At 77.1% G+C, this 23,132-nt stretch carries 17 protein-coding genes and 1 pseudogene; 12 read left to right on the forward strand and 6 right to left on the reverse strand.

Annotated features, from left to right (window positions below; all coding sequences use genetic code 11):
• The first annotated feature begins 206 nt into the window (after positions 1-206).
• The 4 genes and pseudogenes from hisC to cydD all read left to right on the forward strand — a co-directional run bounded on the left by hisC (position 207) and on the right by cydD (position 8,161).
• Entirely contained in the window at positions 207-1,298 is a 1,092-nt protein-coding gene (gene hisC / locus ACFY07_RS10110) for a histidinol-phosphate transaminase (RefSeq protein WP_230649200.1), read from the forward strand.
• A 543-nt stretch (positions 1,299-1,841) separates the two neighbouring features.
• On the forward strand, positions 1,842-3,416 hold the full coding sequence (locus tag ACFY07_RS10115) for a cytochrome ubiquinol oxidase subunit I (RefSeq protein ID WP_390868225.1): 1,575 nt from the start codon (positions 1,842-1,844) through the stop codon (positions 3,414-3,416).
• Positions 3,417-3,449: 33 nt separating this feature from the next.
• Positions 3,450-4,451 (forward strand): annotated as a pseudogene (cydB, locus tag ACFY07_RS10120) (cytochrome d ubiquinol oxidase subunit II); the annotation flags it as partial.
• Positions 4,452-4,522: 71 nt separating this feature from the next.
• Positions 4,523-8,161, forward strand: a complete 3,639-nt coding sequence (cydD, locus tag ACFY07_RS10125; RefSeq protein ID WP_390868226.1) for a thiol reductant ABC exporter subunit CydD — start codon at positions 4,523-4,525, stop codon at positions 8,159-8,161.
• Between the two features lie 205 nt (positions 8,162-8,366).
• Here the strand turns inward: cydD and ACFY07_RS10130 are convergent, their stop codons facing one another.
• The 4 genes from ACFY07_RS10130 to ACFY07_RS10145 form a co-directional block, all read right to left on the reverse strand.
• Positions 8,367-9,245, reverse strand: a complete 879-nt coding sequence (locus tag ACFY07_RS10130) for an HAD-IIB family hydrolase (protein WP_374228107.1) — start codon at positions 9,243-9,245, stop codon at positions 8,367-8,369.
• 193 nt (positions 9,246-9,438) lie between these two features.
• A complete protein-coding gene (locus ACFY07_RS10135; protein WP_390868227.1) occupies positions 9,439-10,326 on the reverse strand; it encodes an LLM class flavin-dependent oxidoreductase in 888 nt (295 codons plus the stop codon).
• Positions 10,327-10,496: 170 nt separating this feature from the next.
• Positions 10,497-11,291: a D-Ala-D-Ala carboxypeptidase family metallohydrolase gene (locus ACFY07_RS10140; protein WP_390868228.1), complete on the reverse strand. Its 795-nt coding sequence runs from the start codon at positions 11,289-11,291 to the stop codon at positions 10,497-10,499.
• A gap of 83 nt (positions 11,292-11,374) precedes the next feature.
• On the reverse strand, positions 11,375-12,685 hold the full coding sequence (locus ACFY07_RS10145; RefSeq protein ID WP_390868229.1) for a GH25 family lysozyme: 1,311 nt from the start codon (positions 12,683-12,685) through the stop codon (positions 11,375-11,377).
• 396 nt (positions 12,686-13,081) lie between these two features.
• Here ACFY07_RS10145 and ACFY07_RS10150 point away from each other — a divergent pair, with 396 nt between their 5' ends.
• From ACFY07_RS10150 to ACFY07_RS10185, 8 genes are all read left to right on the forward strand, one after another.
• Complete coding sequence (locus tag ACFY07_RS10150; protein ID WP_390868230.1) at positions 13,082-13,999, forward strand: hypothetical protein; 918 nt, start codon at positions 13,082-13,084, stop codon at positions 13,997-13,999.
• Positions 14,000-14,048: 49 nt separating this feature from the next.
• Positions 14,049-15,041: a hypothetical protein gene (locus ACFY07_RS10155; RefSeq protein ID WP_390868231.1), complete on the forward strand. Its 993-nt coding sequence runs from the start codon at positions 14,049-14,051 to the stop codon at positions 15,039-15,041.
• A complete protein-coding gene (locus tag ACFY07_RS10160; RefSeq protein WP_390868232.1) occupies positions 15,038-15,898 on the forward strand; it encodes a hypothetical protein in 861 nt (286 codons plus the stop codon). The genes ACFY07_RS10155 and ACFY07_RS10160 overlap by 4 nt, the downstream gene beginning before the upstream one ends.
• Positions 15,895-16,764, forward strand: a complete 870-nt coding sequence (locus ACFY07_RS10165) for a hypothetical protein (RefSeq protein WP_390868233.1) — start codon at positions 15,895-15,897, stop codon at positions 16,762-16,764. Before ACFY07_RS10160 ends, ACFY07_RS10165 begins: the two co-directional genes overlap by 4 nt.
• A 125-nt stretch (positions 16,765-16,889) precedes the next feature.
• The gene (locus ACFY07_RS10170; protein ID WP_390868234.1) at positions 16,890-17,960 is read left to right on the forward strand and encodes an ABC transporter ATP-binding protein; all 1,071 of its coding nucleotides are present in this window, start codon (positions 16,890-16,892) and stop codon (positions 17,958-17,960) included.
• Positions 17,944-18,846 carry an ABC transporter permease gene (locus ACFY07_RS10175; protein WP_390868235.1) on the forward strand — a complete coding sequence of 301 codons (903 nt, stop codon included), beginning with the start codon at positions 17,944-17,946 and terminating at the stop codon, positions 18,844-18,846. The genes ACFY07_RS10170 and ACFY07_RS10175 overlap by 17 nt, the downstream gene beginning before the upstream one ends.
• A gap of 18 nt (positions 18,847-18,864) precedes the next feature.
• A complete protein-coding gene (locus ACFY07_RS10180; protein ID WP_230649212.1) occupies positions 18,865-19,782 on the forward strand; it encodes an ABC transporter ATP-binding protein in 918 nt (305 codons plus the stop codon).
• A gap of 174 nt (positions 19,783-19,956) precedes the next feature.
• The gene (locus tag ACFY07_RS10185) at positions 19,957-20,673 is read left to right on the forward strand and encodes an ABC transporter permease subunit (RefSeq protein WP_390868236.1); all 717 of its coding nucleotides are present in this window, start codon (positions 19,957-19,959) and stop codon (positions 20,671-20,673) included.
• A gap of 24 nt (positions 20,674-20,697) precedes the next feature.
• Here the strand turns inward: ACFY07_RS10185 and ACFY07_RS10190 are convergent, their stop codons facing one another.
• Together ACFY07_RS10190 and ACFY07_RS10195 are read right to left on the reverse strand one after the other, a co-directional pair.
• Positions 20,698-22,056 carry an MFS transporter gene (locus tag ACFY07_RS10190; RefSeq protein WP_390868237.1) on the reverse strand — a complete coding sequence of 453 codons (1,359 nt, stop codon included), beginning with the start codon at positions 22,054-22,056 and terminating at the stop codon, positions 20,698-20,700.
• Between the two features lie 184 nt (positions 22,057-22,240).
• On the reverse strand, positions 22,241-22,978 hold the full coding sequence (locus ACFY07_RS10195; protein ID WP_390868238.1) for a FadR/GntR family transcriptional regulator: 738 nt from the start codon (positions 22,976-22,978) through the stop codon (positions 22,241-22,243).
• Positions 22,979-23,132 lie beyond the last annotated feature (154 nt).

Here is a 23,132-nt window from a genome sequence, read left to right on the forward strand (position 1 = left end):
AGTGGTGCCTGTGCCCCGTTCCGCCTGCGACTTGTGCCGTCCTGGGTGCCGCGACCAACGGAGGGCCGTTTCCGCGCCACGACCGCATCCCACCCGCACGGGTGAATTCCGCGGGGGCGGCTCGTAAGGTGTTTCCCGACCGGACGGTCGGGCGCGACGCCCGGCGGCCGCGGTCGGGTGTGGACGAGCGAGCGGAGGACACGACGGTGAGCGGCACGGCTGCACAGGGCCCCCGGCTTCGGCCGGAGCTGGACGGCATTCCCACCTACAAGCCGGGACGCCCGGCCACCGGTGCGGACGGCGCGCCGGCCTACAAGCTCTCCTCCAACGAGAACCCCTACGACCCGCTCCCGGGCGTCCTGGAGGCGGTCACCGGCGCGGCCGCCCGCTTCCACCGCTACCCGGACATGGCCTGCGCGGAGCTGACCGCGGAGCTCGCCGAGCGGTTCGGCGTGCCCGCCGGGCACATCGCCACCGGCACCGGCTCGGTCGGCGTCGCCCAGTCGCTGCTGCAGTCGACGGCCGGTCCGGGCGACGAGGTGGTCTACGCCTGGCGCTCCTTCGAGGCGTACCCGATCATCACGCGGATCAGCGGCGCCACCGCCGTCCCCGTGCCGCTGACGCCGGGCGACGTCCACGACCTCGACGCCATGGCCGACGCGGTCACCGACCGCACCCGGCTCGTCTTCGTCTGCAACCCCAACAACCCGACCGGCACCGCCGTGCGCCGCGCCGAGCTGGAGCGCTTCCTCGACCGGGTGCCGGGCGACGTGCTGGTGGTCCTCGACGAGGCGTACCGGGAGTTCATCCGCGACCCCGAGGTGCCCGACGGCGTCGACCTCTACCGCGACCGGCCCAACGTCTGCGTGCTGCGCACCTTCTCCAAGGCCTACGGCCTGGCCGGCCTGCGGGTCGGCTTCGCGATCGCCCACGAGCCGGTGGCGGCGGCGCTGCGCAAGACCGCGGTGCCGTTCGGCGTCAGCCAGCTCGCCCAGGACGCCGCGGTGGCCTCGCTGCGCGCCGAGGACGCGCTGATGGCCCGGGTCGACGCGCTGGTGGCCGAGCGGGCCCGGGTCGCGGAGGCGCTGGCCTCCCAGGGCTGGACGGTGCCGGAGTCGCAGGCCAACTTCGTGTGGCTGCGGCTCGGCGACCGGACCCTCGACTTCGCCGCGGCGTGCGAGGCGGCCGGTGTCGTGGTGCGGCCGTTCGCCGGGGAGGGCGTGCGGGTCACCGTCGGCGAGACCGAGGCGAACGACCTCTTCCTCCAGGCCGCCGAGGCGTTCCGCAAGGAGCTCTGACCCGCGGCCGGGCCCGCACCCGCCGAGAGGCCCGGACGTGCGGCCGGGCCCGCACCCGCCGAGAGGCCCGGATGTGCAGCCGGGCCCGCACCCGCCGAGAGGCCCGGAGGACGTCGAGGGGCCCGCACCGCGCCCGCCGCGCGGTGCGGGCCCCTCTGCATGTCCGCACGTCCGCATGCCCGCACGTCCGCACGGCGTGTGTGCCCGCACCGCACGCGGGCCCGCGCGGCACCCCCGGCGGGGTGCCCGTGCGCGTCCTGCCCCCGTGCGCCTCCTGCCCCGTGCGCCTCCTGTTCCTGCCCCGGGGGAGGGCCGACCGGCCCGGCCGGGGCGTCCCCTCCCGGGACCCTTCGGCCCCGTGGCCGGGCCCGGCGGCCTCTGCGCCGCGCCATCGCCGCCCCGGCATGCTCCGGGTGACCGATTTCACGCCCTGTGGGGCGGTGCCGGGGTCGGTTCCCGTCACCCGGTCGGGTCATAATTCCCATGTGCTTGTGAACGTGTTCACGTTCACAAGCGGACAAGCCCCGCAGGCAGGAGCGACCCGTGGACCTAGCGCTGGCACCCGAGACCATCGCCCGGTGGCAGTTCGGCATCACCACCGTCTACCACTTCCTCTTCGTGCCCCTGACGATCAGCCTGTCGGCGGTCACCGCCGGCCTGGAGACCGCCTGGGTCCGCACCGGGAAGGAGAAGTACTTCCACGCCACCCGCTTCTGGGGGAAGCTCTTCCTGATCAACATCGCCATGGGCGTGGTCACCGGCATCGTGCAGGAGTTCCAGTTCGGCATGAACTGGTCGGACTACTCGCGCTTCGTCGGCGACGTCTTCGGCGCCCCCCTGGCGATGGAGGCGCTCATCGCCTTCTTCTTCGAGTCCACCTTCATCGGCCTGTGGATCTTCGGCTGGGACCGGCTGCCGAAGCGGCTGCACTGCGCCGCCATCTGGATGGTCTCGCTCGGCACGGTCCTCTCCGCGTACTTCATCCTGGCCGCCAACTCCTGGATGCAGCACCCCGTCGGGTACGCGCTGGACCCCGCCACCGGCCGGGCGCGCCTCACCGACATCGGCGCCGTGCTCTTCCAGAACACCGCCCTGGCGCAGTTCGCCCACACCCTCACCGCCGCCTTCCTCACCGGCGCCGCCTTCATGGTCGGCATCGCCTCCTACCACCTGTGGCGCACCCGGCGGCTCCAGGAGGCGGGAGAGGCGGCCGACCCGAAGCGCACCCTGGCCATGCGCACCTCGCTGCGCGTCGCCCTGGTGGTCGCCGTCGTCGCGGGCCTCGGCACCGCCGTCAGCGGCGACAGCCTCGGCAAGGTGATGTTCCGGCAGCAGCCGATGAAGATGGCCGCCGCCGAGGCGCTGTGGGACAAGGAGGCGCCCGCGCCGTTCTCCGTCTTCGCCGTCGGCGACGTCGCCAAGGGCCACAACACGGTCGCCGTGGAGATCCCCGGACTGCTCTCCTTCCTCGCCCACAGCGACTTCCGCTCCGAGGTGCCGGGCGTCAACGACGTCGCCGCCGCCGAGGCCGCGCGGTACGGCGGCGACCCGAAGGACTACCTGCCGAACGTGCCCGTCGCCTACTGGGGCTTCCGCTGGATGATCGGCTTCGGCATGACGTCCTTCGCCTGCGCCCTGGCGGGCCTCTGGCTCACCCGCAGCCGCCGCTGGGTCGCCCCGGGGAAGCGCACCGCGCCCGACGAGGTGCCCCGGCTGATGCTCACCCCCACCCGCGAGCTCGGCCCGGAGCTCACCCGGTGGGGCTGGCGCGTCGGCATCCTCACCATGGGCTTCCCGCTGCTCGCCAACTCCTGGGGCTGGATCTTCACCGAGACCGGCCGCCAGCCGTGGGTGGTCTTCGGCCTGATGCGCACCTCCGACGCGGTCTCGCCCGGCGTCTCCCTCGCCGAGCAGCTCACCACCCTCATCGGCTTCACCCTGCTCTACGCCGCGCTCGCCGTCGTCGAGGTGCGCCTGCTGGCGACGTACGCCAAGGCCGGACCGGTCACCTCCGAGCGGCCCCCGGAGAAGGACCCCGTCCTGCGCGGCCCCGGCGGCCCCGCCGGCGGCGACCCCGACGGCGAGGACGCCGACAGGCCCCTCGCCTTCGCCTACTGACGGCCCGTCGCAGGAATCAGGAGACAGCGGACCATGCACCTCCACGACGTCTGGTTCATCCTCATCGCCGTCCTGTGGACCGGCTACTTCTTCCTGGAGGGCTTCGACTTCGGCGTCGGCGTCCTCACCCGGCTCCTGGCGCGCGACGAGCGCGAGCGCCGGGTCCTGATCAACACCATCGGCCCGGTCTGGGACGGCAACGAGGTGTGGCTCCTCACCGCGGGCGGCGCCACCTTCGCGGCCTTCCCCGACTGGTACGCCACCCTCTTCTCCGGCTTCTACCTGCCGCTCTTCGCGATCCTGGTCTGCCTGATCGTGCGCGGCGTCGCCTTCGAGTACCGGGCCAAGCGCGACGGCGCGCGGTGGAAGCGGAACTGGGAGCAGGCGATCTTCTGGACCTCGCTGCTGCCCGCGTTCCTCTGGGGCGTGGCCTTCGCGGACATCGTCCGCGGCGTCCCGATCGACCGGCACAAGGAGTACGCCGGCGGCCTCCTCGACCTGCTCCACCCGTACGCGCTGCTGGGCGGCCTGGTGACGCTGACCCTGTTCACCTTCCACGGCGCCGTCTTCACCGCGCTGAAGACCCTCGGCCCGATCCGCGAGCGGGCCCGCGCCCTCGCCGGGCGGCTCGGCCTGCTCACCGCGGTCCTCGCCGCCGCCTTCCTGGTGTGGACGCAGGCCGGCACCGGCAACGCCCGCAGCCTCGCCGCCCTCGTCCTCGCCGTCGCGGCGTTGCTCGGCGCGCTCGCCCTCAACCGGGCGGGCCGCGAGGGCTGGGCGTTCACCTGCTCGGGCCTCACGGTCGCGGCGGCGGTGGGGATGCTCTTCCTGGCGCTGTACCCGGACGTGATGCCCTCCACCCTGGACCCGGCGTGGAGCCTCACCGTCGCCAACGCCGCCTCCTCCGCCTACACGCTCAGGATCATGACCTGGGTGGCGGTGGTCTTCACCCCGCTCGTGCTGCTCTACCAGGGCTGGACCTACTGGGTCTTCCGCCGCCGCATCGGCGTGCAGCACATCCCGGCCCCGGCCCACGCGGCGGCCGTGCCCGCCCCCGCCGGCCCCGCCGGGACGGCCGTCCCCGCCGAGCCCGCCGCCGACCGCCCGTGAAGCCCGTCGACCCGCGGCTGCTCCGGTACGCCCGCGCCACCCGGCCCTTCCTCGCCGCGTCCGTGCTCCTCGGCGCGGCGGGGGCCGGCCTGGTCGTCGCCCAGGCCGGGCTGGTCGTCCACGTCGTGGTGCGGGCCTTCCAGCACCACGACGGCGCCGCCGCGCTGCGCACCCCGCTGCTGCTCCTCGCCGCGACCGCGGCCGGGCGCGCCGCCGTCGCCTGGCTCACCGAGCTCGCCGCGCACCGCGCCTGCGCCGCCGCCAAGTCCGAGCTGCGCACGCAGCTGCTGGACCACGCCGTCCGCCTGGACCCGGCCGGCGCCGCCGGGGGCCGCCGCACCGGCGAGCTCACCGCCCTCGCCACCCGCGGCATGGACGCGCTCGACGACTACTTCGCCCGCTACCTCCCGCAGCTGGCGCTCGCCGTCGTCGTCCCCGGCCTGGTCCTGCTGCGGATCCTGGGCGCCGACTGGCCGTCCGCCGTCCTGGTCGCCGCGACCCTCCCGCTCATCCCCCTCTTCATGGTGCTGATCGGCCTCGCCACCCGGGGTGTGACGGACCGTCAGTGGCGCACCCTGGCCCGGCTCTCCCACCACTTCCTCGACGTGGTGGCCGGCCTGCCCGACCTCAAGGTCTTCGGCCGCGCCAAGGCCCAGGCCCGCGCCGTCGCCCGGGTCACCGACGACTACCGCCGCGCCACCCTGCGGACGCTGCGCATCGCCTTCCTCTCCTCCTTCGCCCTGGAGCTGCTCTCCACCCTCTCCGTCGCCCTGGTCGCCGTCTCCGTCGGCTTCCGCCTGGTCGACGGCACCCTCGGCCTGGAGACCGGCCTGCTGGTCCTCGTCCTGGCCCCGGAGGCGTACCTGCCGGTCCGCCAGGTCGGCGTCCACTACCACGCCAGCGTCGAGGGACTGGCGGCCGCCGACCGGGTCTTCGCCGTCCTGGAGACCCCGCCGCCCCCCGCCGGCACGGCCCCCGCCCCCGGCCTCGCCGGCGCCGCGGTCACCGCCGCCGGGATCACCGTCACCCACCCCGGCCGCACCGCCCCCGCCCTGCGGGGCGCCGGCCTCTCCCTCGCCCCGGGCGAGACCGTCGCCCTCACCGGGCCGAGCGGCGCCGGCAAGTCCACCCTGCTCTCCGTCCTGCTCGGCTTCACCCGGCCCGACGCCGGGACCGTGCGGATCACCGCCGCCGACGGCACCGTCCACGACCTCGCCGACCTCGACCCGGACAGCTGGCGGCGGCAGATCGCCTGGGTGCCGCAGCGGCCGCGCCTCTTCGCGGGCACCGTCGCCGACAACGTCCGCCTCGCCCGCCCCGACGCCTCCGACGCCGAGGTCCGCGCCGCGCTGCGCGCCGCCCACGCCCTCGACTTCACCGACCGGCTGCCCCGCGGCGGCGACACCCCGCTCGGCGAGGGCGGCACCGGCCTGTCCGCCGGGCAGCGGCAGCGGATCGCCCTCGCCCGCGCCCTCCTCGCCGACGACCGGCCGCTGGTCCTGCTGGACGAGCCCACCGCCGCCCTGGACGGGGAGAGCGAGGCCGCCGTCGTCGAGGCCGTCCGCGCCCTGGCCGCCGACCCGCGCCGCACCGTGCTGCTGGTCGCCCACCGCCCGGCGCTGCTCGCCGCCGCGGACCGGCGCGTCGCGCTGTCCGCCCCCGCGGCGCCGGGCGGCCCGGCCGCCGGGGCCGTACCGGCAGGCGAGGTCCCGGCCGGTACGGGCCCGGCCGCGCCCGCCGCCGGTCCGGAGCCCGCCGCCGCAGCCGCCCGCGCGGCGGTGCCCGCCGCCGTCCCCGCGCCCGCCCCGGCGCCGGACGCCCCCGGGCCCGCCGTCCCGGCCCCCGCCCCGGGCGGCTCCCCGCTGCGCCGCGTCACCGGCCTCGCCCGCGCCGCCGCCCCCCGCGGCCGCCTCGCCCTCTCCGCCCTCCTCGGCAGCCTCGCCCTCGGCAGCGCCACCGCCCTCATGGCCACCTCCGGCTGGCTGATCTCCCGGGCCTCCCAGCAGCCGCCGGTCCTCACCCTGATGGTCGCCGTCACCGCCGTCCGCGCCTTCGGCATCGGCCGCAGCCTCTTCCGCTACGCCGAGCGGCTGCTCTCCCACGACACCGTGCTGCGCGCCCTCGGCGGCCTGCGCGCCGCCGTCCTCGTCCGCCTGGAGCGCCTCGCCCCCGCCGGCCTGCACGCCGCCGGCGGGTTCCGCCGCGGCGACCTGCTCTCCCGCCTGGTCGCCGACGTGGACGCCGTCCAGGACTGGTTCCTGCGCTGGCGCCTGCCCGCCGCGGCGGCCGCCGCCGTCTCCGCCGCCGCCTCCCTCGGGCTCGCCGCCGTCCTGCCCGCCGCCGGCGCGGTGCTCGCCGCCGGACTGCTGCTGGCGGGCGCCGCCGTGCCCGCGCTCTCCGGCGCCCTCGCCCGCCGCACCGAGCGGCGGACCGCGCCCGCCCGCGGCGCCCTCGCCACCGGCGTCGTCGACCTGCTCACCGGCACCGCCGAACTCGCCGCCGCCGGGGCCCTGCCCCGCCGCCTGGCCGCCGTCCGCGCCGCCGACGCCGACCTCACCCGGCTCGCCGCCCGCTCCGCCGCCACCGCCGGCCTGGGCTCCGGCCTCACCGCGCTCGTCACCGGCCTCACGGTCACCGCCGCCGCGGCGGCCGGCGTCCGGGCCACCGCCTCCGGCGCGCTCGACGGCGTCCTGCTCGCCGTGGTGGTGCTCACCCCGCTCGCCGCCTTCGAGGCCGTCGCCGGCATGCCGCTGGCCGCCCGGTCCCGCCAGCGCAGCCGCGCGGCCGCCGCACGGCTCGCCGAGGTCCTGGACGCCCCCGACCCGGTCCGCGAGCCCGCGCACCCCGTGCCGCTGCCCGACCGCCCCCTGCCGGTCGCCGTCCGCGGCCTGCGCGCCCGCTGGCCCGGACAGGGCGAGGACGCCCTCGCCGGGATCGACCTCGACCTGTCCGCCGGCCGCCGCGTCGCCGTCGTCGGGCCCTCCGGCTCCGGCAAGACCACCCTGGCCGCCGTGCTGCTCCGCTTCCTCGACCCCGCCGCGGGGTCCGTCACCCTCGGGGAGTTTCCACAGGCTGTGGACAGCCGCGCGCTCGACGGCGACGACGTCCGGCGGACCGTCGGCCTCTGCGCCCAGGACGCCCACCTCTTCGACAGCTCGCTCCGCGAGAACCTGCGGCTCGCCCGCCCCGGCGCCGACGACGCCGACCTGCGCCGCGTCCTGGCCGCCGCCCGCCTGCTGACCTGGGTCGACTCCCTGCCCGAGGGCCTGGACACCATGGTCGGGGAGCACGGCGCCCGGCTGTCGGGCGGCCAGCGGCAGCGGCTCGCCCTCGCCCGCGCCCTGCTCGCGGACTTCCCCGTCCTCGTCCTCGACGAGCCCGCCGAGCACCTCGACCTGCCCACCGCCGACGCCCTCACCGCAGACCTGCTCGACGCCACCGCCGACCGCGCCACGCTGCTCGTCACCCACCGCCTGGCCGGCCTCGCCGCGGCAGGCGTCGACGAGGTGCTCGTCCTCGACCGCGGCCGGGTGGTGCAGCGCGGGACCTGGGACGACCTGGCCGGGCAGGACGGGCCGCTGCGCACGATGTGGCGGCGCGAGCAGGAGGCCGACCTGGCGGTGGCCGCGATCTGACGCAGCGTCACCCCGGCTGTCCGGTCACATGGTCACGCGGCCGCCCGGTCGCGGGGCCGCCCGGTCCCCGGGACCGCACCGGGGCCGACGTCCGCCCGCCGCCCGGCGGGCGGTCCGCCGGTGCGGACGGTCCGGGGCACGGCACGGCACAACAAGGCACGGCAAGGCCCGCGCCCGCCGGGCCGGGTACCGGGACCCGCCCGTCCTACCCTGCGTACCCGTCCGCGAGCTCCCGCAGCAGCTCCTCCACCACCAGCGCCACCCCGTCCTCGTCGTTGCGGGCGGTGTGGCGCCCGGTCGCGGCCAGCACCTCCGGGTGCGCGTTGGCCACGGCGTACGCCGTGCCCGCCCACGCCAGCATCGGCAGGTCGTTGGGCATGTCGCCGAACGCCACCACGTCCTCCGCCGCCGCGCCCCGCACCTCGCACCAGCGGGCCAGGGTGCTCGCCTTGGACACCCCCGACGCGCTGATCTCCAGCAGCGCGATCGAGCTGGACCGGGTGAACTCCGCCAGCTCGCCCGCCGCCTCCCGGCCCCGCAGCAGGAAGGCGTCCGGGTCCAGCTCCGGGTGGCGGGCCAGGATCTTGAAGACCGAGTGGGCGTCGCCCGCCGCCAGCAGCTCCTCCGCCGGGGCGATCCGGTGCACCGCGTCCGCGTCCCACAGCAGCGCCGGGTAGTCGGGCTCGTGCGAGAAGCCCGTCGGGTACTCGAACGCGAACGTCGTCCCCGGCAGCCGGTGCCGCAGCCGCTCCACCACCGCCAGCGCGTCCTCCGCCCGCAGCGGGTAGCTCTCCAGCAGCTCCTGGCGGCGCACGTCGTACACCGCGCCGCCGTTGGAGCAGATCGCCACCCCGTGGCCGCCGATGTGGCCGCTCACCGCCTCCATCCAGCGCGGCGGCCGGCCCGTCACGAAGACGATGCACAGGCCCGCCTGCTCGGCGGCCGCCAGGGCGGCCTGCGTCCGCGGGGAGAGCGTGCCGTCGCTGCGCAGCAGGGTGCCGTCCAGGTCGGTGGCGACGATCCGCGGCCGGCGCGCGCCGGACGGCCCGGCGGGGACGCCCTGCACGCCGGTCGCGCCCTGCACGCCGCCGGGGTGCCGGACGCCGTTCGCGCGGTGGACACCGGCGGCGTCCTGCCGGTCGGGTGTGGGGGAGGTCGTGGTCACCGGTCCATCCTCGCCCACGGGGCCCGCGTCCGGACCCCCGCCTGCACGGACGGCGTGCTCCGGGCCCGCCGCGGGGACCGGGGCACGCCGGAACGGCGGGGGCGGAGGCGGGTCAGCCGAGCCGGGCCAGGCCCTCGGCGGCGATCTCCTCGAAGACGGCCGGGTCGGTGTCGAAGACCGAGCCGGGCACCGGCCAGTGCACGACGATCTCGGTGACGCCGATCTCCCGGTAGCGGCCCGCGTAGTCCACGAAGGCCTCCAGGGAGTCCAGCGGCCGCTCCTGCGTGGAGCCCTGCAGCAGCACCTTCTCCAGGCCCCCCGGGTCGCGCCCGGCCGCCGCGCAGGCGTCCGCGAGGCGGCCGACCTGCTCGGCGATCACCGCCGGGCAGCGGTCCGCGGGGACGTCGCCGGCGCCGCGCGGGTCGCCGTAGGAGATCCAGCCCTGGCCGTGCTCCGCGGCCAGCCGCAGCCCGCGCGGGCCGGTGGCGGCCACGTACAGCGGGACGCGGGGGCGCTGCACGCAGCCCGGGACCATCCGCGCCTCGTGCGCCGAGTAGAACCGGCCCTCGGCGGTGGTGACCTCGTCGGTCAGCAGCCGGTCCAGCAGCGGCACGAACTCGCCGAACCGGTCCGCCCGCTCGCGGGGCGTCCAGGCCTCCTGGCCGAGCGCGGTCGCGTCGAACCCGGTCCCGCCGGCCCCGACGCCCACCGTGAGCCGCCCGTCGGAGACGTCGTCGACCGACATGAGGTCCTTGGCCAGGGTCACCGGGTGCCGGAAGTTGGGCGAGGTCACCATCGTGCCGATCCGGATCCGCTCCGTCACCGCCGCCGCGGCCGTCAGCGTCGGGACCGCCCCGAACCACGGCTCGTCCCGGAACGACCGCCACGACAGGTGGTCGTAGGTGTACGCGGCGTGGAAGCCCAGCTCCTCGGCCCGCCGCCAGATCTTCTGCCCCTCGCTCCACCGGTGGATGGGGAGGATCACCGTGCTCAGACGCATGGCCCCGACCCTACGGGAACCGTGTCCGCCGGCTCCGGGCGTCGGGACCGGGGGCCCGACTCCCGCCCCCCGGGTCCCGGCTCCTCCGCGCCTGTGGGCGGGCCACCGGCCGTGGGGCCCCGCCGGCGGCCCGCCCCCCCGGGCACGGTCCGCCGGCGGGGCGGCCGGGGTCAGGCGACGCCGTCCTCCCACCACCAGAACTGCGAGCCGTAGGGGTACTCGATGCGGCTGTCGACGTGCTGCCAGGAGACCGAGTACGTCTCCAGGCCGGAGAAGCCGCAGGTCTCGGCGATCCGGTACACGCTGAGGGTGGACAGGCCGGAGACGACCGTGTCGGCTGCGACGCCGTAGGTGTGCATGCTGTTCGACGCGCCGCCGACCTGCGCGTTGTAGGCGGTGCTGCGGAAGCCGGAGTTGATGGTGACCGCGCGGTCGCCGGCCTTCCTCCGCAGCGCCTCCAGCTTGTACATCAGCCGCCGCACGTTCTCCTTCACCTGGGCGGAGCCGACGTTCCCGCCGCCGAAGCCGGAGCCGTCGTGCGAGGTGAACTCGCTCCACTCGAAGTGCGCCGTCGAGCCGTCGGCACTCTCCAGGGAGTTGAGCACCTGCTGCGTCTGCGGCCCCGCCACGCCGTCGGCGCCCAGCCCGTACGCGGACTGGAACCGCTGGAGCGCGGCCGCGGTGCCCGCGCCGAAGGAGCCGTCCACGGCCACGCAGGTCTGCTGGGGCGAGGCGGCGGCCCAGCCGGCGATCCTGATCTGCAGCTCGGTGACGTCGGCGCCGCTCGCCCCCTGCTGGAGGGTGCGCGACCAGCCGTACGCGGCCGCGGGCCGGGCCAGGCCCAGGTCCAGAGCACCTGCCGCGCCCACGGCGGCGGCGAGGCCCAGGGCGCCCCGGAGCAGGGTGCGGCGGGTCGTGCGGGCGCCGGGGGCCGCTGTCCCGGGGGCTGCCGTCTCGTCCGTCATCGGGTCCTCTCCTCGGGGTGCACGGGTGCGGGTGGGGGTGCGGGGCGGTGCGTGCCGTGGTCCGGCCGGTCCGGTCGGGCCGGTCATGCGACCAGGGCCTGCCAGGTGGCGGTGCCGACGACGCCGTCGACGGCGAGTCCGTGGGAGGACTGGAAGGAGCGGACGGCGGTGCCGGTGGCCGGGCCGAAGGAGCCGTCGACGGTCAGCGACGAGCCGCGGGCGTTCAGCTGGCTCTGGACCGCGGAGACCGCTGGCCCGCTGCTGCCCTGCTGCACGGTGGTGACGAGCGCCTGCCAGGTGGCGGTGCCGACGACGCCGTCGACGGTGAGTCCGTGGGAGGACTGGAAGGAGCGGACGGCGGTGCCGGTGGCCGGGCCGAAGGAGCCGTCGACGGTCAGCGACGAGCCGCGGGCGTTCAGCAGGTACTGCACGGTCCTCACCCGCTCCCCGGTCTGCCCCTGCTGCACCACGGGCCAGGTCGAGGACGGCGGCGGGGTGCCGCCGTCGCCGCGGGCGAACGCCTGGAGGTCGGCGTAGCTGCCGTTGAAGGCGTCCTGGTCGCCGGGGAAGGTGCCGGAGTCGGCGTACTGCCAGACCGTCTGGGCGGACCAGCCGGCGGGCAGGGTGCCGGGGGAGGAGGCGTACCGGGCGAGCCAGAGCGGGTTGGTGGAGCCGAAGGCCGCGCTGTTCCCGGTGCAGGTGGTCCACCAGTCGGTGGTGGTGTAGATGGCCGGGTAGCGGCCGGTGCGGGCGCGGACCTCGTCGCTGAAGGCGCGGATCCAGGAGACCATCGCGCTCTGGCTCAGCCCGTAGCAGGAGGCGCCGTAGGGGTTGTACTCGATGTCGAGGGCGGGCGGCAGGGTCCACCCGTCGGCGGTCCAGCCGCCGCCGTGGCCGGTGAACCAGTCGGCCTGGGCGGTGCCGCCGGAGTTGTTCGGCAGGGCGAAGTGGTAGGCGCCGCGGATGAGCCCGGCGTTGCGGGCGCCCGTGTACTGCGCGGAGTACGTGGGGCTGGTGTAGGTGGTCCCCTCGGTGGCCTTGACGTAGGCGAAGGAGGCCCCGGCGGCCTTCACCGACGCCCAGTCGACGGTGCCCTGGTAGGAGCTCACGTCGAGGCCGGCGGTGCCGCCTGCGGCGAGCGCGGGTGCGGGCGCCGCGGGGGAGGCGGCCGCGGTCCGCTGCCGCTGCAGTCCGGAGCCGGCGTGGTCGGCGTCCGGGTGGGTCATCCGGGTGGGCACGGGGGCCGACCGGGGCGCGGGGTCGTGGGCGGTGGCCGTGCCGGGCGCGGCGAGGAGGAGGGCGGCCGCGGCGGCGAGGGCTGCCGCCGCGGCGACGGGGCGGCGGAGCGCGGCTCCCGCGCGGTCGCGGGGGGAGGCGCTGCGGGCGACGGGCATGGATGTCCCCTGGTGGTCGATGGTGCAATGGTGTGACCATGACAGCCGGGATCGTACGCGCACGGAAAGGAGACCGGGAAGAGGTCCGGACCCGTTCGCTCCGCGGGCCGGCCGGGTGCGGCCGCCCGGCGGGGCGGGCGGGACCGGCGGACCGGGCCGGACCGGTAACGAATCGGGCGGCAGTATTCGAGCAGTTGCGGACACGTCAGGCATAAGCGCGTTGTCCGTGTCCGGATGGGTCGCCATAATCGCAGCTCAACCGTGCGCGGGCGCCCCCGCCGGGCGGTGCCTGACCGCCCTGTCCGGACCGCCCTGTCCGGACCGCCCTGTCCGGACCGCCCTGTCCGGACCGCCCCGTTCGGACCGCGACGGACCCCGACGCCCTGGGAGTGAGCCGTGCACCCGCCCGAGCAGCCGGCGACGGCCGGGCCGCCGCCCGCAGGCCTGCCGGCCGCCCCGCCGACCCTCACGCCGCCCGGCCCGGCTGCGGTGCCGCTCCCCGCCGCCGCACCCGCAGGCGGCCCCGCGGCCCGGCCCCGGCGGCTCCCCCGGGTCCTCGGCGCTGCCCTCGCCGCCACCGGCCTGCTCGCGGTCACCGCCACCGCCGCCGCGGTGACGGTCGCGGTGGGCCGCCCCGCCGGGCGGGCCCCGGCAGCGCAGGCCGCGCCCGCGGGCGGCGCGTCCGCGGCGGCGGGTCCGTCCGCCGCGCCGTCCCCCTCCCCGTCCGCCACCGGGCGGCCCGCTGCCGCCGCCACCGGCACGCCGAGTGCCTCCCCGACGCCCCGCTCCACCGTGACGGGCCGGGTGTCCGCCGCCGGCCACACCGGCGACCTGCGCTTCTTCCTGCTGCCCGTGCCCGGCGACGCCGAGGTGTACGGAGCCGCCGACGGCACGCGGCTCTCCCTCTCCGCCGTGGCGGCGAGCTTCGGGAACACCGCCTCGACCCGGCGCATCCTCGGCGACTACGGCTTCCGCTCCGCCGCCTACCGCACCTACCGGACCGCGGACGGGAAGGCCGAGGTGACGGTCCGTCTGATCAGGTTCGGCAGCACCGCCAAGGCCGACTGGTTCGTCCGGGGCATCTCGATGCGCGGCACCTCCCTCCCGGTGTCCGCGGGCGGCGGCTCCCGCGCCTTCCTCGTCAAGCCCCGGGAGGAGGGCGGCACCGGCTCCCTGGTCGGCCTCCTCCACCAGGGCGACGTCGAGGCCGAGATCACCGTCCAGGTCAAGGGCGACCCGGGCGGGGCGCCGAACCGCGCACTGCTCAACGGCCTGATGAGGCGCCAGTACCAGCGTCTGCGCACCGGCCGCTGAGTCCTCTCGGCGTCCCGCACCGCACCCGACCCCTCCCGTGGAGCACCCCTTGAGCACCGACGCCGCGGAGCAGCGCGCTCCCGAGCCGGTACCGGAAACGGACCGCCGGCAGCCCTTCGGGCCCGGCGGGACCCCCGTCCCGTCCGACGCCCGGACCCCCGTCCCGTCCGACGCCCGGACCCCCGTCCCGTCCGACGCCCGTGCCGTCGACGCCCGGACCGCCGCCGCCCTGTCCGCCGCGGCCCGGGCCGCCGCCGCCCTGTCCGCCGCCGACCCCTCCCCGGCCGCCCCGGACGCCGCCGCGGGGGCGGACCCCGCCCCCGGAGGCCGCCGCCCCCGGCCCCGCACCGCGGTGCTGCTGGCGTCCGCCCTCCTGCTGGGCGTCCTCGGCGGCGCCGGGACCGGTTACGCCGTCCAGGCCGGCCGCCCGCCCACACCCCTGCCGCCCCTCGCCGCCCCCGCGCCGCACTACCCGGCGCGGCCGGCCACCGCCGCCGAGGCCGCCGCCGCGGCGCCCGCCCCGCTCGGCCTCGACGGCGACCTGCGCAAGCTCCTGCTCAAGAGGCCCGCGGGCACCCGGACGTGGGGCTTCCTCCCGGGCGAGGACGGCTGGATGCCCGCCGACCGGATGGCCCTGCTGTGGGGCGACTCCGGGGAGGTCTTCTCCTCCCTGCTCGACGACGGCTTCCGCCGCGCCGCGACCGTCAGCTGGCTGGAGGGCCGGGCCGGCGTCCGGATCCGCCTGATCCAGTACCAGTCCGGCAGCAGCGACCACGTGACGGAGGCGGTCCAGGACGCCGTCCACTGCAGCCGCTTCACGGACACCCCCTGCACCTCCCGGGCGATCCCCGGCACGGCCACCGGCCTGGCCTACGTCACCCGCCGCAGCCAGACGTACGCGGACTCCCGGGAGCGGTTCTACTACGGGCTCGCCGTGGCCCGGCGCGGCGACGTCGTGATGCGCATCGACGTGCACGCGCCGCGGCCGGTGGACCTCCGCCACCTCCTCGACCTCGCCCGGCGCCAGTGGGAGCGGCTGTGAACGACCTCGACCCCCCGGTCCACCCGGACCCCGCCGTCCACCCCGCCGTCCACCCCGCCGTCCACCCCGCCGTGCCCGCTGCCGCGCTCCCCGCGCCGCCTCCCGTGCCGCGCGCCGGGCAGCGGCCCGCCCGGCGCCGCACCGCCCTGCGCGCGCTCGCCGCCGTCGCGGCGGCCGCCGCCGCCGGTGTGGGGATCGGCGAGGTGCTGCTGCACACCGCCTACCGCGACGCCGGCGCCGCGGCCGCCGCTCCCGCCGCCGCCGCGCCCTCCCCCTCGCCCTCCTTCGGGGCCAGGTCCAACGGCAACCACTTCGGCCCGCTGCGCGGCCTGCTGCTCCCCGTCCCCGACGGCTACCGCCCCGGCCCCGACCACGGGGAGCTCGGCAACGACACCGAACTGGACGGCGGACAGCTCGCGGCCCGCATGCGGCAGGCCCTCCGGGAGGTGCCCCGGAAGAACCGCAGCCGGGTCGAGAGCGCGTGGCGCTCCCTGCACCTGCGTGCGAGCGGCCTGCGCACCTACCGGTCCGACGACGGCGCGTTCATGGTGGAGATGAGCCTCGACCAGTTCAACCAGCACGCCGTGAAGGCCGCGGGCGCCTTCGAGAGCGCGCTCGTCGACGTCTCCGGCGCGTTCCGGCGCGGACCCGCCGTCCCCGGCCACCCCGGGGCCCGCTGCGTCCTGCCGCCGGTCGAGCCGTCCGCACAGATCGACTACATGACCTGCTTCGCCGCCGAGGGGGACCTCCTGGTCACCATGGAGACCACCGGCGTCGCACCGCTGAACAAGGACCGGGCCGTGCAGCTGTTCAAGAGCCAGCTCGACCGCCTGGCGCCCCCGGGAGCAGCCGTATGACGGACCGCCGGCCCACCACCACCGCCGTCCCGACCGCGGCCGTGACCGCGGCCGCTGCGGTCACCGCGCCCGTCGGCCGGGCCTCCGACCGGGCCGCCGCTCCGGGGGAGGGCGGCGCGGCGCGGAGCCGCCCCCGGCTGCGGGCCGCCCTCCGGTGGGGCGCGGCCGTCCTGGTCCTCGGCCTGTCCGGCACGGCCGCCGCCCTCGCGGTCGCCGCGCCCGACCGCACCGACCTCCCGGGCCTGCGCACCCCCTCCGACGGCCGCTACGCCTTCCCGCCGGCGTCCCTCCCCCCGCTGCCCGCCGGCCGGCCCGCCCCCTTCTCCTCCGCGGGCGACGGCAGGCACTGGGCGGACCTGCGCGGCCTGCTGCTGCCCGCCCCGCGGCAGGCGGTCGGCCCGGCCGTCCCCGCCTCCTCCGGCCCCGCCGGGAAGGAGTGCGCCGCCTTCGCCGCGCTCTTCGCCGACCCCGCGGCGATCGGCCGCTCGCTCCGGGAGGAGGCCTGCCGGCGCGGCACCGGCCGCAGCTGGACCACGGCCGGCGGCACCCGCACCGAGATCCGCCTGGTGGGCTTTGCCTCCGCCGACGAGGCGCAGGCCTTCCACGCCGCCGTCATCGAGGCGGAGCCCGCGCGGGTGCGCGGCGGCATCGTCGACACCACCGACGACTTCACCGTCCCGCCCGGCACCAACCTGAACGCCGCGAGCCGCCACGAGGGCCCCGCGGGGAGGCAGCGGACCACCGCCCGGGCCGCGTACCTGCGGTCCGGCGACACCGTCGGCGTCGTCCTCATGACGGACCCCCGGGGCGTGCCGGACACGGCGTTCCGCCAGGTGGTCTCCGACCAGGCCGGCCTGCTCGGCTGATCCGCGCCGTGCCCCGCGGTGCCGACCCCTAGGGGACGGCACCGCCGGGCGTACGCCGCGAGGACCAGGGACGATCACCTTCCCAGCCCATGCCGGCACCGGCCCGGCGGCGCTAGGTTTCCCCCGTGTCGTCAGTCATCGCAACGGACAGCCTCACCAAGCGGTTCCCACGGGTCACCGCCCTCGACCGGCTCACCGTGGACGTGCAGCCCGGTGTCGTCGGCCTGGTCGGATCCAACGGCGCGGGCAAGTCCACGCTCATCAAGATCCTGCTCGGCCTGGCGCCCGCCACCTCCGGGACCGCGCGCGTCCTCGGGCTGGACGTGGCGGCCGACGGTCCCGCCATCCGCGAGCGGGTGGGCTACATGCCCGAGCACGACTGCCTGCCGCCGGACGTCTCGGCGACCGAGTTCGTGGTCCACATGGCCCGGATGTCCGGCCTGCCGGCCGCCGCCGCCCGCGAGCGCACCGCCGACACCCTGCGCCACGTCGGCCTCTACGAGGAGCGGTACCGGCCCGTCGGGGGCTACTCCACCGGCATGAAGCAGCGGGTGAAGCTGGCCCAGGCGCTGGTGCACGACCCGCAGCTGGTGCTGCTGGACGAGCCCACCAACGGCCTCGACCCGGTCGGCCGCGACGAGATGCTCGGCCTGATCCGCCGGATCCACACCGACTTCGGCATCTCCGTCCTGGTCACCTCGCACCTGCTGGGCGAGCTGGAGCGCACCTGCGACCACCTGGTCGTCATCGACGGCGGGCGGCTGCTGCGCTCCTCCTCCACGGCCTCCTTCACCGAGGCCACCCAGGTCCTGGCCGTCGAGGTCGCCGCCGACGACGGCTGGGCCGACCACGCCGGCCGTGCCGACCGGGCCGGCCGGACCGCCGACCCCGAGGCCGCCGTGCGCGAGCACCTCGCCGCCGCCGGGCTCACCGTGCGGGCCGAGGGCGCCCCCGGGGAGCCGGGGGGCCGGATCACGCTGGTGGAGATCGAGGGCGACGGCACCTACGACACCGTCCGCGACGCCGTCGCGGGCCTCGGCCTCGGCCTGGTCCGCATGGAGCAGCGCCGCCACCGCGTCGTCGAGGTCTTCCACGACGGCGACGCGGACGGCGACGGCGGGCACGCCGCGGCCGTCCCGCCCGCAAGGACCGCAGCACCCACGGAAGGGGAGTCCGCAGATGCCGGTGCCGCCTGAGGCCGCGACCGCACCCCCGGGGACCGGGGTCATCCACGACATCGGCTACCGCCCCTACACCGGGCCGCGTCTCGGCCGCGCCCACGCCGCCCGCGCCCTCTTCGTGCAGAGCCTGCGCGCCTCCTACGGGCTCGGCCGCTCGGCGCGGTCCAAGGTGCTGCCGATGCTGCTGCTCGGCGCGATGTGCGCCCCGGCGCTGATCGTCGTCGCCCTCGCGGTCATGACCCGCCAGGACGAGCTGCCGGTCGACTACCCGGGCTACCTCGCCGCCACCAGCACCCTGACCGGCATCTTCCTCGCCGCGCAGGCCCCCGTGATGCTCTCCCGCGACCTGCGGTTCATGACGGTGCCGCTGTACTTCTCCCGGCCGCTCACCCGCACCGACTACGTCCGGGCCAAGACCGCGGCCATGACCGCCGCGCTGCTGGTCCTCACCGCGCTGCCGGTCGTGATCCTCTACGCGGGCGCGCTGCTGGCCGGCATGCCCGTCGGCCACAACACCGCCCACGCGCTGTACGGCCTCGGCACCGCGCTGCTCTACTCCGTGCTCTACGCCTCCGTCGGCCTGGTGGTCGCCGCCGCGACCCCGCGGCGCGGCTTCGGGGTGGCGGCGGTCATCGGCGTGCTGATCGTCTCCACCACGGTGGCCGGCATCACCTGGGCCCTGCTCGACGGGCCCGGCGGCTCCGGCGGTGCCGACTGGGCCTCGCTGCTCTCCCCGTCCACCCTGGTCGACGCGCTGTCCGGCTGGGTCTTCCGGCTGCCGCACGAGGACGGCCCGGGCTCGGTCTCCTCCGGGGCCGTGGGAGCCGTCGCCCTCCTCGAGTTCGCCGCCGTCGCCGCCGCCTGCCACCTGCTGCTGCTGCGCAGGTACCGAAAGTTCTGACAGGGAGTCAGCCACCTCATGGCCACCATCAGCATCGACGGCGTCTCCCGCTGGTTCGGCAACGTCGTCGCCGTCAACGACGTCTCGCTCACCGTGGGCCCCGGCATCACCGGGCTCCTCGGCCCCAACGGCGCGGGCAAGTCCACCCTCATCCACATGATGAGCGGCTTCCTGCCGCCCTCCGCCGGCTCCGTCACCCTCGACGGGCAGCCCGTCTGGCGCAACCGCGAGGTCTACCGGCAGATCGGACTCGTCCCCGAGCGGGAGGCGATGTACGACTTCCTCACCGGGCGCCAGTTCGTCGTCGCCAACGCCGAGCTGCACGGCCTGCCCGACCCCGGCGCCGCCGCCGCCCGCGCCCTGGCCACCGTGGAGATGGAGCACGCGCAGGACCGGCGCACCGGCACCTACTCCAAGGGCATGAGGCAGCGGGTCAAGATGGCGTCCGCACTGGTCCACGACCCCGCGGTGCTCCTCCTCGACGAGCCGTTCAACGGCATGGACCCCCGCCAGCGCCTCCACCTCATGGAGCTGCTGCGCCGCTTCGGGGCCGAGGGCCGCACCGTCCTCTTCTCCTCCCACATCCTGGAGGAGGTCGAGCAGCTCGCCCGCCACATCGAGGTCGTGGTCGCCGGCCGGCACGCCGCCTCCGGCGACTTCCGCCGCATCCGCCGCCTGATGACCGACCGCCCCCACCGCTACCTGGTCCGCTCCAGCGACGACCGCGCGCTCGCCGCGGCCCTGATCGCCGACGCCTCCACGGCCGGCGTCGAGGTCGACCTGCAGGAGGGGGCGCTGCGGGTCCAGGCCGTCGACTTCCACCGCTTCACCCGGCTGCTGCCGCGCGTCGCGGCGGAGGCCGGCATCCGGCTGTACACCGTCTCCCCGGCCGACGAGTCGCTGGAGAGCGTCTTCTCCTACCTCGTCTCCGCCTGAGGCCCGGACACCCCCGCCCCGGACCCCGGCCCCCGACCCCCGGCCCCCGGACCCCCGTCCGGGCACCGCCCGCCGGGCGCCGAACGCCGCACACGGAACGCCGCACACAGAACGCCGCACACGGAACGCCGCACACCGGCCGACCGCCACCGGACCAGGGAAAGGCCCACCACCGTGAACCCGACCGTCGCCAGGCTGACCGTACACGGCCTGCTCGGCCGCCGCCGCGGCCTGCTGCTGCTGGTCGTCCCCGCGCTGCTCCTGCTCCTCGCCGTGCTGGTGCGCGCCACCAAGGGGCAGGACCACGACATCGCCGTGCAGCTCCTCGGGGGCCTCGCCCTCGGCACCCTCGTCCCGCTGCTCGGCCTGATCTCCGGCACCGGCGCGATCTCCTCCGAGATCGACGACGGCTCCATCGTCTACCTGCTGGCCAAGCCGGAGCCGCGCTGGAGGATCACCGTCACCAAGCTGGCCGTCGCGGTCGGCTGCACCGCCGTCTTCGCCGCCCTGCCGACGCTCCTCGCCGGCCTCGTGCTGTACGGCACCGCCGACGGCCTGGCCGTCGCCTACGCCCTGGGCGCGCTGGCCGCCGGCACCGCCTACAGCGCCCTCTTCCTGCTCCTGGGCACTGTCACCCGGCACGCCGTGGTCGCGGGCCTGATGTACTGCCTGGTCTGGGAGAGCCTGGTCGGCAACTTCGTCCACGGCGCCCGCACCCTCTCCGTCCAGCAGTGGGGCCTGGCGCTGGCCCGGGCCGCCGCCGACCCGGGCGCCGTCACCGCCGACGTCCCCCTCTCCGCCGCCGTCCCGCTGCTGGTCCTCGTCACCCTGGCCGCCACCGCCGCCGCGGCGGTGCGCCTGGCGGGCCTCACCCTCGCGGGCGAGGAGTAGCCCCGGCGCCGGTACCGGCCGGGCCTATCCCAGGACCCGGTCGCGGCCCGCGCCGAAGCCGGCCGCGGCGGCCACCGCGCACAGGGCCAGCATCAGCCCCAGCGGGACCGTCCAGCCGCCCGTCGCCTGCCGCAGCGCGCCCGCCGCCACCGGCCCGGCCGCCGCCACCAGGTAGCCCACCGTCTGCGTCATCCCCGACAGCCGGGCCGCCACCGCGGCGCCCCGCGCCCGCAGCACGATGAAGGAGAGCCCCAGGCCCAGCGAGCCGCCCTGCGCCACGCCGATGAGCAGCGCCCACAGCCACGCCCCGGCCGCGGGGGCCGCGAGCAGGCCGGCGATCCCGGCCGCGTTGAGCGACGCCATGGCGACCGCCAGCCCGCGCTGGCTGCGCATCCGCCCCGCCGCCAGCGGCACCAGGAAGGCGCCCGCCACCTGCACCAGGTTGCTGGACGCGAAGACCAGGCCCGCCTCGCCGCGGTCCATGCCGCCGTCCGCCAGGATGGTCGGCATCCACGCCACCAGCGAGTACACCAGCAGCGACGAGATCCCCATGAAGACGCTGACCTGCCACGCGGTGCGGGACCGCCACACACCCGCCGACGGTGCGGCGGCGGGGACGGCGGAGGCGCCGGCGGCGGGGACGGCGGCCCGCGGTGCGGCTCCGCGCCCCTCGGGACCGGCGGACCGGCCCCGCGCCAGCTGCGGCAGCCACCCGGCCGCCGCCACCAGGGCCAGGACCGACCAGGAGCCCAGCGACGCCCGCCAGCCGCCGAGCGCGTGCTCCAGCGGCACCGACACCGCCGCCGCCAGCGTCGCCCCCACCAGCATCGCGGTGGAGTACACCCCGGTCATCGCCGCGGCCCGCTCCGGGAACTCACGCTTGATCAGCCCCGGCATCGCCACGTTGAGCACCGAGATCGCCACCCCGATCACCACGCAGCCCGCGTAGAGGGCCGCCACTGCGGGCAGCACCCGCAGCAGCACCCCCGCCGCCAGCAGCAGGACGGCGCCCAGCACCACCCGCTCGGTGCCGTGCCGCCGCACCAGCCGGGGTGTCAGCGGGGCACCGGCCCCCTGGAACAGCACCGGGACGGCCGTGACCAGTCCGCTCGCCGCCGACGACAGCCCCAGACCGCGCTGCAGTTCGGCGGCCATCGGGGAGACGGCGGCCAGGCAGGCGCGCATGTTCAGCGCCACCAGCACGATGCCGGCGAGCAGCAGCCCGGTGCGGGCCGGGCCGCTCCGGGCGGCCCCGGCCAGGGCCGACCGGCCCGGTGCCCGCCGCGCGCGGTCGGCACCGGGCCGCCGCGCGTCCGGGCCGGTGCCGGGCCGGAGCGCCGCTCGGGACGGCGGCTGGGGCCGGGGGGATTCGGTGGCGGGCATGGCGGGCTGCGCTCCTCTCGGTGCGTGCCGGGGCGGCCGGGCGCGCGGGGCGGCACGCCGGCAGGGGCACGGAAGGACGGACGGGGTGAGGGACGGACGGCGGGGACGGCGGGACGACGGGGCAGGGCCGGCGCCGTGCGGCGGAGGCCCCCGGCCCGGTCGGGGAGGAGTGGGGGCTACGCCGCTACTTGCGGGCGGCGTTCTCGGCGAGCAGCTGCTCGACCGCCGCCGTCGGCTCCGCCAGCAGGGCCCGGCAGGCCGCCTCGGCCCGCTCGGGGTCGCCGCTCTCGATCGCGTCCACCAGGGCGGCGTGGGTGTCCACGGCCACCTCGGGCATCTCGTGGTCGCCGAAGGCCGTCCGCATCGACTCCCGCACCGAGTCGCCGAAGTACCGGTAGACCTCGGCCAGCGCCGGGTTGTGCGCGGCCTCCACCACCGCGGTGTGGAACTCCAGGTCGTGCTCGACCGTCGCCCCGCGTCCCGTCCGGTCGGGGTGCGCCGCCAGGACCGCGGCCTCGGCGGCGAGGGCGGCCCGCATCCGGGCGACGTCCGCGGGGGTGTGCCGCAGGGCGGCGAGCCGGGCGGCCTCCACCTCCAGGGCGCGCCGCACCTCCAGCACGTCGCGGACCCCGGACCGCTGCACGCCGCGCAGCACCGACGCCGGGTCGCTGGTGGAGCGGACGAAGGTGCCCTCGCCCTGCCGGGAGACCAGCATCCCGGCGTGCACCAGGACCCGGACGGCCTCGCGCACCGTGTTGCGGCCGACCTGGAGCTGCTCGGCGAGCTCGTGCTCGGTGGGGATGCGGTCGCCGACCCGCCAGGCGCCGGCGGCCAGCTGCCCGCGGAGCTGCTCGATGGCGGCGTCGACCAGCGAGCGGCGCCCGGCCGCCCGCAGGGTGCCTCCGGTCCCGGATTCTCCCACGACGCGTCCACCTCCTGCCGCTGCCCGGTCGTCCTGCTGCCCGGTCATCCTACAACCATCGCCGACCTGGTCCTTCCGCCACCTTGGGCCTTCCGCCGGCCCGGGCCTCGGTCGGCCCGGGCCTCGGGCAGTCGCGGGCCCGCGGGAGGGGACC

This window comes from Streptomyces sp. NPDC001380 (assembly GCF_042895785.1).
Lineage (GTDB): Bacteria > Actinomycetota > Actinomycetes > Streptomycetales > Streptomycetaceae > Peterkaempfera.

Bases quoted from the DNA above. Each gene is read 5' to 3' on its own strand.
- ACFY07_RS10135 (WP_390868227.1), bottom strand. From the start codon at position 10,326: ATGCGTCTGAGCACGGTGATCCTCCCCATCCACCGGTGGAGCGAGGGG.
- ACFY07_RS10140 (WP_390868228.1), bottom strand. From the start codon at position 11,291: ATGACGGACGAGACGGCAGCCCCCGGGACAGCGGCCCCCGGCGCCCGC.
- ACFY07_RS10145 (WP_390868229.1), bottom strand. From the start codon at position 12,685: ATGCCCGTCGCCCGCAGCGCCTCCCCCCGCGACCGCGCGGGAGCCGCG.
- ACFY07_RS10165 (WP_390868233.1), top strand. From the start codon at position 15,895: ATGACGGACCGCCGGCCCACCACCACCGCCGTCCCGACCGCGGCCGTG.
- ACFY07_RS10175 (WP_390868235.1), top strand. From the start codon at position 17,944: ATGCCGGTGCCGCCTGAGGCCGCGACCGCACCCCCGGGGACCGGGGTC.
- ACFY07_RS10180 (WP_230649212.1), top strand. From the start codon at position 18,865: ATGGCCACCATCAGCATCGACGGCGTCTCCCGCTGGTTCGGCAACGTC.
- ACFY07_RS10190 (WP_390868237.1), bottom strand. From the start codon at position 22,056: ATGCCCGCCACCGAATCCCCCCGGCCCCAGCCGCCGTCCCGAGCGGCG.